We start from the raw sequence: 12806 nt of genomic DNA on the forward strand, positions 1-12806 counted from the left end.
AAAAGTAGTCAAATAGGTAAAGAGAGGGTACAACAGTGAAGTTTGTGCATTTACAATGTCAAACCGTTTTTAGTTTATTAAAAAGTGCTTGTAAAATTGATGAACTTGTAGTTAGGGCGAAAGAGCTCGGTTATTCATCGCTGGCTATTACAGATGAAAATGTTATGTATGGCGTTATTCCGTTTTATAAAGCATGTAAGAAACATGGTATACATCCTATTATCGGCTTAACAGCTTCTATTTTTAGTGAAGAAGAAGAAAAGTCTTATCCGCTTGTCTTACTTGCTGAAAATGAAATAGGTTATCAAAATTTATTAAAGATCTCTAGTAGCATTATGACAAAGTCAAAAGAAGGTATTCCTAAGAAATGGCTTGCACATTATGCGAAAGGATTAATTGCTATTTCACCAGGTAAAGATGGGGAAATCGAACAATTATTATTAGAAGACAAAGAGAGTCAAGCTGAAGCAGTAGCTCGTATGTATCAAAATATGTTCGGCAATTTTTATATGAGTTTACAGCATCATGCGATTCAAGATGAACTGCTTCTGCAAGAAAAATTACCTGCATTTATGAATAGGATAAATATTCCGGTTGTAGCGACGAACGATGTACGCTACATCAATCAAAGTGACGCACTTGTTCATGAATGTTTATTATCTGTTGAAAGTGGAACGAAAATGACAGATCCAGATAGGCCGAGGCTGAAAACAGATCAATATTATTTAAAATCATCAGATGAAATGGAAGCCCTATTTTCTCACGTAGAAGAAGCGATTTATAACACAGTAGAAATTGCAGAACGTTGCAGAGTAGAAATACCGTTTCATGTAAATCAATTACCGAAATTCCCTGTCCCATCTAACGAGACGAATGATATGTATTTGCGCCGCGTTTGTGAAGAAGGATTACAAAAACGTTATGGTACGCCGAAAGAAGTACATATAAATCGTTTGAATCATGAATTAAACGTGATTTCTAGCATGGGATTTAGTGATTATTTCCTCATTGTCTGGGATTTTATGAAGTACGCGCATGAAAATCATATTTTAACAGGACCAGGTCGTGGATCAGCTGCTGGATCACTCGTTTCTTACGTATTAGAAATTACAGATATTGATCCGATTGAATACGATCTATTATTTGAAAGGTTTTTAAACCCAGAGCGTGTGACACTTCCAGATATTGATATTGATTTTCCGGATATAAGACGTGATGAGATGATTCGATATGTGAAGGATAAATATGGTCAGCTTCGTGTTGCGCAAATTGTAACGTTCGGGACGCTGGCAGCGAAAGCGGCAATTAGAGATATTGCGCGTGTAATGGGGCTTCCGCCGCGAGATATCGACATATTCTCAAAACTTATCCCATCAAAGCTTGGTATAACGTTAAAAGATGCATATGAGGAATCGCAATCACTCCGTGAGTTTATACAAGGAAACCTTTTGCATGAACGTGTGTTTGAAATTGCAAAACGTGTAGAAGGCTTGCCGCGTCATACGTCTATTCACGCAGCTGGCGTTATTATGAGCCAAGAGCCATTAACCGGAAGTGTTGCAATTCAAGAAGGGCATAACGATGTGTATGTTACGCAATACCCAGCTGATGCATTAGAAGAACTTGGGTTGCTCAAGATGGACTTTTTAGGATTACGTAATTTAACGTTACTTGAAAATATTATAAAGTTTATCGTGCAAAAAACAGGAAAAGAAATCGATATAAGAAATTTACCACTTCAAGATGAAAAGACATTCCAATTGTTAGGTAGAGGGGATACAACAGGTGTATTCCAGCTTGAATCAGGTGGTATGCGAAATGTACTTCGCGGGTTAAAGCCGAATGAATTTGAAGATATTGTTGCTGTTAACTCGTTATATAGACCAGGACCGATGGAACAAATTCCAACCTTTATTGAATCAAAACACGGAAAAAGACAAATTGAATATTTACATCCGGACTTAAAGCCGATTTTAGAAAAAACATACGGTGTAATTGTATACCAAGAACAAATTATGCAAATCGCGTCGAAGTTGGCGGGCTTCTCGCTCGGAGAAGCCGATTTATTACGCCGTGCAGTGAGTAAAAAAAATCGTGATATTTTAGATCAGGAACGTAAGCATTTTGTGCAAGGGTGTTTACAAAATGGTTATGACGAGACATCTGCAGAGAAAATTTACGATTTAATTGTAAGATTCGCAAATTACGGTTTTAACCGAAGTCACGCTGTAGCCTACAGTATGATTGGGTATCAGCTTGCCTATTTAAAAGCGAATTATACGCTGGAATTTATGACGGCACTATTATCGAGTGCAATTGGAAATGAAGATAAGATTGTGCAATATATACGGGAAACGAAGCGAAAAGGTTTTCATGTTTTGCCGCCATCTCTTCAGAGAAGTGGTTACAATTTCCAAATAGAAGGAAATGCAATACGTTACAGTTTACTTTCCATTCGAAACATTGGAATGGCTACCGTGACAGCATTACTTGAAGAACGAGAGAAAAAAATGTTTGAAGATTTATTTGAATTTTGTTTGCGCATGCCATCAAAGTTTGTAACAGAGCGAAATTTAGAGGCGTTCGTCTGGTCTGGATGTTTTGACGATTTTGGTGTTTCGAGAACAAATTTATGGAAAAGTCTTAAAGGAGCGTTAGAGTATGCAAATCTTGCGCGTGATTTAGGAGATGCTGTTCCGAAATCAAAATACGTACAAGGAGAAGAGCTCTCCTTTATTGAACAGTTAAATAAAGAGAAGGAAGTACTAGGTTTTTATTTATCAAGCTATCCGACAGCGCAGTATGTGAAGTTAGCGAAAGAATTAGAAATTCCATCTCTCGCTCAGGCGATGCGACATAAGAAAAAAGTACAAAGAGCTATTGTGTATATAACAAGCGTGAGAGTGATTCGTACGAAAAAGTTGCAAAAGATGGCATTTATTACATTTTGTGATCAAAATGATGAAATGGAAGCAGTTCTTTTCCCCGAAACGTATATACATTTCTCAGATAAGTTACAAGAAGGAGCAATTGTTTTAGTTGACGGCACGATTGAGCTTAGAAATCATAAGTTGCAATGGATTGTAAATGGACTATATCCGTTAGAAGAAATGGATGTGTATGAGGAAAAGAAAGATGCGTCTGTTTACGTGAAATTGCCGTCTCAGTATGAGAAAAAGATTTTAAATCAGGTTACTAAAATATTGTTTGACTATTCGGGTTTTGCGAAAGTACTAATTTATTATGAAAAGGAACATAAAATGGTACAATTATCTCGAAGTTTATCGATTCACCCAAGTGAAGAATGTTTAGGAGCACTTCGTGAAATTGTCGGGGAAGAAAATGTGGTTGTGAAAATATAATGGACAATTTCCCTACACTTCGATTATTATAGTAGTAGTGTTCGTGGTCAGACCACTTGGAGAAATTGATATCAGCAAGAATAATTTGAGGAGAGTGGATAGTTTGTCAACACTTCGTGAAGAAGCACTTCACATGCATAAAGTGCATCAAGGAAAATTAGAAACTGTATCAAAAGTAAAAGTAGAAAATGCAAAAGATTTAAGTCTTGCATATTCTCCAGGGGTTGCAGAACCTTGTAAAGAAATTTATGACGATAAAAGTAAGGTATATGAATATACAATGAAGGGAAATATGGTAGCAGTTGTGACAGATGGAACGGCTGTACTTGGTCTTGGTAACATCGGACCTGAAGCATCTCTTCCAGTAATGGAAGGTAAAGCTGTATTATTCAAGAGCTTTGCTGGTGTAGATGCATTCCCAATTGCCTTAAATACAAACGATGTAGATAAAATTGTTGAAACTGTAAAATTAATGGAGCCAACTTTTGGCGGCGTTAACTTAGAGGATATCGCAGCACCAAACTGCTTCATTATTGAAGAACGTTTGAAAAAAGAAACAAATATTCCTATCTTCCATGATGATCAACACGGAACAGCTATCGTAACAGTAGCGGGTCTTGTGAACGCGCTAAAACTAGTTGGAAAGAAAATGTCTGACATTAAAGTTGTCGCAAATGGCGCAGGTGCAGCAGGTATTGCAATTATTAAACTTTTATATCGCTATGGCGTACGCGACATTATTATGTGTGACCGTAAAGGGGCAATCTATGATGGTCGTCCTACAGGTATGAATCCGGTGAAGGATGAAGTGGCAAAATATACAAATAAGAATCGTATCGAAGGTTCTTTAGCTGATGTTGTACAAGGTGCGGACGTATTCATTGGTGTATCTGCAGAAGGTGCATTAACAGAAGAGATGGTTCGTACAATGAATGACGATGCAATTATTTTTGCAATGGCGAATCCAGTTCCAGAAATTATGCCAGAATTGGCAAAAGCAGCGGGCGCAGCTGTTGTTGGAACGGGTCGTTCTGACTTCGCAAACCAAGTAAATAATGTACTAGCGTTCCCTGGTATTTTCCGCGGTGCACTTGACGTACATGCGACACAAATTAACGAAGAAATGAAGATGGCAGCTGTACAAGCTATTGCTGAGCTTGTAGCAGAAGATGAGTTAAATGCAGACTATATCATTCCAGCACCGTTTGACGCGCGTGTAGCGCCTCAAGTAGCAGCTTACGTTGCAAAAGCTGCAATGGAGACAGGAGTAGCTCGCCGTCAAGTAGATCCAAATGAAGTTGCTGAGAAAACAAAACAATTAGCGCTGATTGGTAAAGAATAAGCGAGGAATTTCCATTGACATCATCAAATACAAAAGTATATCTCGAAATTGTAAAAAAAATCCGTTCCATTATGGAAGAGGATGGATTGGTAGCGGGGGATCGTTTGCCGTCTGAGCGTGAGTTAAGTTCACGTTTAAACGTAGGACGTTCCTCTGTAAGAGAAGCGTTGCGTGCTTTAGAACTTGTAGGATTAATTGAAACGAGACGTGGTGAAGGGACGTTTATTCGAAACTTTTACGATAACGGTCTTGTACAATTGATTGCTCCGTTCTTGCTGCAAGATGAGAAAACAATTCGTGATTTATTACAAACAAAACGATTGCTTGAGAAAGATATGATTCGAATTGTATGTAATTTACCGAAAGAAATGTTTTCTAAAGTGCTAAGTAAATTACATCAAGTGCTTGAAGGAAATGAAAACTCAGTTCCAATGCTTCACCAAACGTTCTTTAAAACACTTATTGAACAAGTCGATAATTATTTACTATATCGCATTTGGATGATCGTAAATGATTACGTATCAACGCTTTCTTGTAAAGTTTCAGGAGATTCTATCGATATGTATAGAAAGCTTTACGCTATTTTGGAAGAAAAACAAGAAAATGATGCACTAAAAATTTACGATGAATTAGTAGAGAATATACAGTTTTACTCGTAATGTATAAAATTTGTCGAAATGACCATGACACGTTATGACAAACATTCTATCGCGTAGCGGTTAAAGTTAAACGTAAAGAGTGAGGTTATTAGACAGATTGAGAAGATAAGGCTAACATCAAACTTTGGTGTTAGCCCAATTTTCTTCTTACGCTAACCTTAGCTCTCAACGAAGGGGGTCAAATTGTGCTAAGAGATTTATTCGTGAAAAAGAAAAAGTACGCTGCAATACCTTCAGAACAAGTACGAAAAGATGTACCAGACGGCGTTATGACAAAATGTCCGAAATGTAAAAAAATCATGTATACGAAAGAGCTTCTAAAAAATTTAAAAGTATGTGTGAATTGTGGATATCATCATCCTATGAATGCATGGGAACGTCTTGATAGTATATTGGACGAAGGGTCATTCCGTGAGTATGACAAAGAAATGGTTTCATTAAATCCACTCGAGTTTCCAGATTATGAAGAGAAACTAGAGAGCGATCGTAAGAAGACTGACTTGAACGAAGCGGTTGTAACTGGTGAAGGAACAATTGATGACATGCTTGTTGTTGTTGCAGTAATGGATTCTCGTTTTCGAATGGGGAGCATGGGCTCTGTTGTAGGAGAAAAAATTGCCCGTGCGGTTGAAAAGGCGTACGACTTACAAGTTCCATTTATTATCTTTACTGCTTCGGGTGGTGCCCGTATGCAAGAAGGGATATTAAGTTTAATGCAAATGGCAAAAACAAGCGTAGCTTTGAAAAAGCATAGTAATGCAGGAGGATTATTTATTTCTGTTATGACTCACCCAACGACGGGCGGGGTTTCAGCGAGTTTCGCTTCACTTGGTGATTATAATCTTGCAGAACCAGGGGCGCTGATCGGATTTGCTGGTAGACGTGTAATTGAACAAACGGTGCGTGAGAAACTACCGGAAGATTTCCAAACGGCAGAATTCTTACTAGAACATGGTCAATTAGATGCGGTGGTACATCGTGATGATATGAGAGAATCGCTTCGTAAGATTTTAGAAGTTCATCAAGGAGGGGAAATGGCTGTATGGCAGAGCTAGAATTTGAGAAACCAGTTGTTGAGCTAAGAAATAAGATTCGTGAACTGAAAGACTATACGAAAAACAGCCAGATGGACTTCAGTGAGGAGATTCGTATTTTGGAAGACAAGCTAGAAAATTTAGAGGAAGATATATACGGCAATATGAAAGTATGGGACCGTGTTCAAATTGCTCGTCATGCAGAACGACCGACAACGCTCGATTATATTGAGCACTTATTTACTGATTTTTTTGAATGTCATGGAGATCGTCTATTTGGCGATGATGCAGCGATTGTCGGCGGCATTGCGAAGTATAAAGGGATGCCTGTAACTGTAATCGGGCATCAACGCGGAAAAGATACGAAAGAAAATATTCGCCGTAATTTTGGGATGCCTCACCCAGAAGGATATCGAAAAGCATTGCGTTTAATGAAGCAGGCGGAAAAGTTCAATCGTCCAATTATTTGTTTTATTGATACGAAAGGAGCTTATCCTGGTAAAGCTGCTGAAGAACGTGGTCAAAGTGAAGCTATCGCCCGCAATTTATTTGAAATGGCAGGCTTAACGGTGCCTGTTATTTGTATCGTTATTGGCGAAGGTGGTAGTGGTGGTGCACTAGGTCTTGGAGTAGGAGATTACATTCATATGCTAGAAAATTCCACTTATTCTGTTATTACGCCAGAGGGTGCAGCGGCAATTCTTTGGAAAGATGCAGGAAAAGCAAAGGAAGCTGCAGAGGCGATGAGAATTACAGCAGCAGATTTGAAAGAATTAGGTGTAATTGACGAAATTATTCCAGAGACAAAGGGTGGAGCACACCGTAATATTTTGAAACAGTCAGAAAATATAGATTTAATGCTAGGGAAAACTTTTGAACAATTAAACGGAATTTCGAAAGATGAATTAATCGAAAAACGTTATGAAAAATATATGAAAATTGGGCAAGTTTCGTTTTCAAACGCTTCCATTTGGATAAAATAAGAAAAGCGTGCGTTCCACTTCGCGAATGCACGTTTTTATTATGAAAAGACACATCTTCTCCATTGTATTTTTATATTTTTTCGTGTTATTTTATTATAAGGCAAATAATCTTTATGAGGTGAGTACAAATGAAACGTATTGGTGTATTAACAAGTGGTGGAGATTCACCTGGTATGAATGCTGCCATTCGTGCAGTTGTTCGTAAAGCGATTTTCCATGATATTGAAGTATATGGTATTTACCATGGATACGCTGGATTAATTTCTGGTCACATTGAAAAATTAGAACTAGGTTCTGTTGGCGATATTATCCACCGCGGTGGTACGAAATTATATACAGCAAGATGTCCTGAGTTTAAAGACCCAGAAGTACGACTAAAAGGTATCGAGCAATTAAAGAAACACGGTATCGAAGGACTTGTTGTTATTGGTGGAGATGGTTCTTACCAAGGCGCTAAAAAATTAACTGAACAAGGATTCCCATGTGTTGGTGTACCAGGTACAATTGACAATGATATCCCTGGAACAGACTTCACAATTGGTTTCGATACAGCTTTAAACACTGTTATTGATGCAATTGATAAAATTCGTGACACAGCTACATCTCATGAACGTACATATGTTATCGAAGTAATGGGACGTCACGCTGGTGATATCGCATTATGGGCTGGTTTAGCTGATGGTGCGGAAACAATCTTAATTCCAGAAGAAGAGTATGACATGGAAGATGTTATCGCTCGTCTGAAGCGCGGTAGTGAACGTGGTAAAAAACACAGTATTATCGTTGTAGCTGAAGGTGTTGGAAGTGCAATTGACATCGGTAAGCACATTGAAGAAGCAACAAACTTTGATACTCGCGTAACTGTATTAGGTCACGTACAACGTGGTGGATCACCAAGTGCACAAGACCGTGTATTAGCAAGCCGTCTTGGTGCAAGAGCAGTTGAATTATTAATTGCTGGTAAAGGTGGACGTTGTGTAGGTATTCAAGATAACAAACTTGTTGATCATGATATTATCGAAGCGTTAGCTCAAAAGCATACAATCGATAAAGATATGTATCAATTATCTAAAGAATTATCCATCTAATCGGCGTAATGTCGGATATTTGGGAACGGTTTCATAATTTTCGGAGGTGCAATATGCGTAAAACTAAAATTGTATGTACTATAGGTCCTGCTAGTGAAAGTATTGAAAAATTAGAGCAATTAATCGAAGCAGGTATGAACGTTGCTCGTTTAAACTTCTCTCATGGTAGCCATGAAGAACACGGCGCTCGTATTAAAAACATTCGTGAAGCTTCAAAGAAAACTGGTAAAACAGTTGGTATCTTACTTGATACAAAAGGTCCAGAAATCCGTACTCACGACTTCGTAGACGGACAAGCTGAGCTTGTAACAGGTGCAGAAGTAGTTATTTCTACTGAGCAAGTATTAGGTACTGCAGAGAAGTTCTCTGTATCTTATGCTGGTCTTTATGACGATGTAAACCCAGGTTCTCGCATTCTAATCGATGACGGTCTTATCGAGCTAGAAGTAATCGAAAAAGCTGACGGAAACATCCGTACAAAAGTTCTTAACAGCGGAACTGTAAAAAATAAAAAAGGTGTTAACGTACCAAACGTAAGCATTAAGCTTCCTGGTATCACTGAAAAAGACGTAAAAGATATCATCTTCGGTATCGAGCAAAAAGTTGATTTCATCGCAGCTTCATTCGTGCGTAAAGCAGCTGACGTATTAGAAATCCGTGAATTACTAGAAGAGCATAACGCTCAATACATCCAAATCGTACCAAAAATCGAAAACCAAGAGGGTATCGACAACATCGATTCAATCTTAGAAGTTTCTGACGGTTTAATGGTAGCTCGTGGTGATATGGGTGTAGAAATTCCACCAGAAGAAGTACCATTAGTACAAAAACGTCTAATCAAAAAATGTAACGTGTTAGGTAAACCAGTTATTACTGCAACACAAATGTTAGATTCTATGCAACGTAACCCACGTCCAACTCGTGCGGAAGCAAGTGACGTAGCTAACGCAATCTTTGATGGTACAGATGCAATCATGCTTTCAGGTGAAACAGCTGCTGGACAATACCCAGTAGAAGCAGTAACAATGATGGCTAACATTGCAGTACGTGTTGAAAAATCATTACAATATGAAGATATGTTCAAAAAACGTATTAAAGAGTTCACTCCAACAATTACAGATGCAATTAGCCAATCTGTTGCGCATACAGCACTTGCTCTTGATGTAGCTGCAATTGTAGCTCCAACAGAAAGTGGATATACTGCGAAAATGATCTCTAAATACCGTCCTAAATCTCCAATCGTAGCTGTAACATCTGACGAGCAAGTAGGACGTCGTCTTGCGCTTGTTTGGGGTGTACAAGCATTTATGGCTGAGAAGCGTGCAGCTTCTACTGACGAAATGTTAGATACAGCGATTCAAACAGGTATGGATGCAGGTCTAATCGGACTTGGAGACACTGTAGTAATCACTGCTGGTGTTCCAGTTGCTGAAACTGGTACAACAAACTTAATGAAAATCCACGTTGTTGGTGAAGAAGTTGCTAAAGGACAAGGAATCGGTCGTAAAGCTGCAAAAGGTAAAGTAGTTGTAGCGAAAACAGCTGCTGAAGCTGTAGCGAACGTAAACGAAGGTGATATCCTTGTTACAACAAGCACTGATAAAGATATGATTCCTGCAATCGAAAAAGCTGCTGCTCTAGTTGTAGAAGAAGGCGGCCTAACAAGCCATGCGGCTGTTGTAGGTGTATCAATCGGTATTCCTGTTATCGTTGGTGTAAACGGCGTAACAGCAACTTTAAAAAATGGCCAAGAAGTAACAGTTGATGCAGCACGCGGAATTGTTTATAATGGACATGCGGAAGTGCTATAAGTAATACGGAGAGAAGGATCGGAGTCCTTCTCTTTTTTTTTACACAAAAATGAGGTGAAACTAGCTTAAAACGTCTGAAATTGCTTTTAAAAGCTGTTTATTATGAAGTTTGATGGGAAAGTGCGTTTAGCTTTTATATGGTGTATATGGACGTTGTGAGAGTGTTTAAAGTGATAGGATATGAAAGGAGTGTAGAACTATGAAGTGGTTACTATTCTTGTTTATATTAATACCGGCTATTGAGATTACAGTCTTAATTGGATCGAGTCATGTAATAGGTTTGTGGTCTACGTTCGCTATGATCGTATTTACAGGCGTTGTAGGTGTGTATTTGGCGAAAAGACAAGGGTTTAAAGTACTTGGAGAGATTCAATCTAAGTTGAATAGAGGAGAAATGCCAGGAGCAGCGGTTTTAGATGGTATTTTTATCTTTGTAGGGGGTATTCTTTTAGTGCTTCCTGGATATGTAACGGATATAATAGGTTTCATCTTTGTTGTCCCTATGACGAGGGCTTTATTGAAGCCGTTTGTTATGAAGTGGATGGAATGGAAGTTTAGAAAAAACTCAACTATTATTGTGCAGAAATAGTGCTTAGATTATAGCGATCTAAGCACTATTTTTTTGTCTGTAAAAGGATGAGAGGGTGGTTAAAGTTCAGTTAATGAAAGATGTGTTTTAATATGCGGCGAATGTGATGGTTGATAATCGATGGGGATAGGACCCTTGTAGATTAAAGTTTTACTTTGTTGTATTTGTTGTGTATTTTTTCGATTGGATATGTGATTTGGGGAGTTATTAGCTCTGAATCAGTGTGTTTAAAGTGGGAATCTGAACTTAAGATTGTTTTTGTATGTAAAAAAGAATGAATTGGAATGAAAAAAGTTAAATAAGAATAGGAAAATGGTCAGTTTAAGTCTCATTCTATGCCGATTTGTATATTTATTCATTTACATAAAAAGTAATAAATGTAAGTAATAAATATAAAGTTATTAGAATAAATATGTAAAAATACCACGAAATATGCGTTTTTTATGCGAAAAACAAGAGAATTATCCTGTTTTTAGGGTAATTCTCTTGTTGTGTGTAATGAGTATGAAAAATAAGTACAAGGAATAATCAGTGGGGAATTTCCACTGATTATATGTAAGTTTTTTGTTGTGTATGAATTAGAAACTATTATTTTGAAGGTGAGCCTTTAATATATTTCCACAAATCATGGAATACACGAGCTTTGTGTAATGTATTAAGTAGTACTAAGGTGACTGGACCGATGATTAATCCTAAGAAGCCAAAGAGCTTAAAGCCGACAAATAGAGCAATCAGTGTTGCTAATGGATCAAGGCCGATATTAGATGAAAGTACCTTTGGCTCCATAATTTGCCTTTGGACAATCACGACGATGTATAAAATGAGAAGACCGATGGCGAAAGCAGTGTCGCCAGTGAAAAATACGTATATAACCCAAGGAACGAAGACAGCTCCTGTTCCTAAATACGGGAGTAAATCTACAACCCCTGTAATAATCGCGATAGTAATGGCGTATGGTACGCGTAATATTAAAAGTCCGATTAGTACAATAACAGTTGTCATAGATACGAGTGTAAGTTGTGCTTTAACAAAACCGAATAAAGCTTTTCTTAAATCCACAAAAATAGTTTTTCCATAGCCATGAACACGGTTGGGCAAAAACTTTCTTACTTTCTGAGCAAGACGATGCCAATCGTAACTAATGAAGAAAGTGGCTAATAAAACGAATACAAGTACAGTTAAAGTAGTTGGTAGTGCACTAATAAAATTTGTTAACCCGCTTATAATAGCGGTTAAAAGTTCTTTCATTTGCGTCGTTGCTTCGGTTCCTAAGTTTTGAATGTTTTGTGTAATCGTATAGCGCTGCGGTTCCCCAAGATGATTAAATTTAGAGATTAAATCATCGTAGAGAGGCATAATATGATTAAGTGCAAACTGCTGAGCGAATGCAACGATATCCGGAAATTTTACTGTAACAAGTTGTAGTAAGTATGTTGTGGCAGATATTGCTTCTGTTACAAGATATGTAACGAGTCCGACGATAGCTCCAAATACGAGAATTAAGCTAACGAGTACTGCGAGTGCGCGAGGAAATTGTAGTTTTTGATTCAGGAAATTGACGACAGGATTAATTAAATAAGCAAATGCGAAAGCGATAATAAAAGGATAGATAAGCCCTGACATATATAGTAATGCATAGAACCCGGCTACCGTCGCTATAATGACAAATACGAGTCGCAATATCATATATAGTAAGTTTCGATTCAAAGATGTATACCTCCCATTCCAATTTGGATTATCCTAATTCGTTCAACTTATAACGAGTGTGCCCCACTGATTAAAGTTTCACTTTATGTTATAGTGGAATGATGGATTTTCCTGCTTTTTCGGTACGTGAGTGACTGTGAAAGCTTGGTGTTGATGCTTCTACTATATGGTAAAAACTTCATTTTCTCTTCTTTTTATTTTACCTGTTTCTAATTAGAAAAGAAAGGAGAG

At 37.8% G+C, this 12806-nt stretch carries 9 protein-coding genes; 8 read left to right on the top strand and 1 reads right to left on the bottom strand.

Annotation, left to right across the window (positions count from 1 at the left end):
- Positions 1–35 precede the first annotated feature (35 nt).
- From dnaE to MR147_RS16570, 8 genes are all read left to right on the top strand, one after another.
- Complete coding sequence (dnaE, locus tag MR147_RS16535; protein WP_074606536.1) at positions 36–3362, top strand: DNA polymerase III subunit alpha; 3327 nt, start codon at positions 36–38, stop codon at positions 3360–3362.
- Positions 3363–3495: 133 nt separating this feature from the next.
- Positions 3496–4704, top strand: coding sequence for an NADP-dependent malic enzyme (gene ystJ, locus MR147_RS16540; RefSeq protein ID WP_001970845.1), 1209 nt, complete (start codon positions 3496–3498; stop codon positions 4702–4704).
- A 14-nt stretch (positions 4705–4718) separates the two neighbouring features.
- Entirely contained in the window at positions 4719–5363 is a 645-nt protein-coding gene (locus tag MR147_RS16545; protein WP_242304567.1) for a FadR/GntR family transcriptional regulator, read from the top strand.
- Between the two features lie 185 nt (positions 5364–5548).
- On the top strand, positions 5549–6418 hold the full coding sequence (gene accD / locus MR147_RS16550; protein WP_000942861.1) for an acetyl-CoA carboxylase, carboxyltransferase subunit beta: 870 nt from the start codon (positions 5549–5551) through the stop codon (positions 6416–6418).
- Positions 6406–7380 carry an acetyl-CoA carboxylase carboxyl transferase subunit alpha gene (accA, locus tag MR147_RS16555; protein ID WP_000818797.1) on the top strand — a complete coding sequence of 325 codons (975 nt, stop codon included), beginning with the start codon at positions 6406–6408 and terminating at the stop codon, positions 7378–7380. Before accD ends, accA begins: the two co-directional genes overlap by 13 nt.
- A gap of 128 nt (positions 7381–7508) precedes the next feature.
- Positions 7509–8468 (top strand): 6-phosphofructokinase, encoded by a 960-nt coding sequence (gene pfkA / locus MR147_RS16560; protein WP_000821163.1) that lies wholly within the window; start codon positions 7509–7511, stop codon positions 8466–8468.
- Between the two features lie 53 nt (positions 8469–8521).
- Positions 8522–10279, top strand: coding sequence for a pyruvate kinase (gene pyk / locus MR147_RS16565; protein ID WP_001232661.1), 1758 nt, complete (start codon positions 8522–8524; stop codon positions 10277–10279).
- Between the two features lie 199 nt (positions 10280–10478).
- Positions 10479–10868 (top strand): FxsA family protein, encoded by a 390-nt coding sequence (locus MR147_RS16570; protein ID WP_000871625.1) that lies wholly within the window; start codon positions 10479–10481, stop codon positions 10866–10868.
- 588 nt (positions 10869–11456) lie between these two features.
- On the opposite strand, the gene ytvI is transcribed toward MR147_RS16570, so the two are convergent.
- Positions 11457–12575 (bottom strand): sporulation integral membrane protein YtvI, encoded by a 1119-nt coding sequence (gene ytvI, locus MR147_RS16575; protein WP_001081394.1) that lies wholly within the window; start codon positions 12573–12575, stop codon positions 11457–11459.
- Positions 12576–12806 lie beyond the last annotated feature (231 nt).

Origin of the sequence: Bacillus cereus group sp. BfR-BA-01350 (assembly GCF_022663775.1) — a bacterium.
GTDB lineage: Bacteria > Bacillota > Bacilli > Bacillales > Bacillaceae_G > Bacillus_A > Bacillus_A paranthracis.

Bases quoted from the DNA above. Each gene is read 5' to 3' on its own strand.
- ystJ (WP_001970845.1), top strand. From the start codon at position 3,496: ATGCATAAAGTGCATCAAGGAAAATTAGAAACTGTATCAAAAGTAAAA.
- pfkA (WP_000821163.1), top strand. From the start codon at position 7,509: ATGAAACGTATTGGTGTATTAACAAGTGGTGGAGATTCACCTGGTATG.
- MR147_RS16570 (WP_000871625.1), top strand. From the start codon at position 10,479: ATGAAGTGGTTACTATTCTTGTTTATATTAATACCGGCTATTGAGATT.
- pyk (WP_001232661.1), top strand. From the start codon at position 8,522: ATGCGTAAAACTAAAATTGTATGTACTATAGGTCCTGCTAGTGAAAGT.
- accA (WP_000818797.1), top strand. From the start codon at position 6,406: ATGGCAGAGCTAGAATTTGAGAAACCAGTTGTTGAGCTAAGAAATAAG.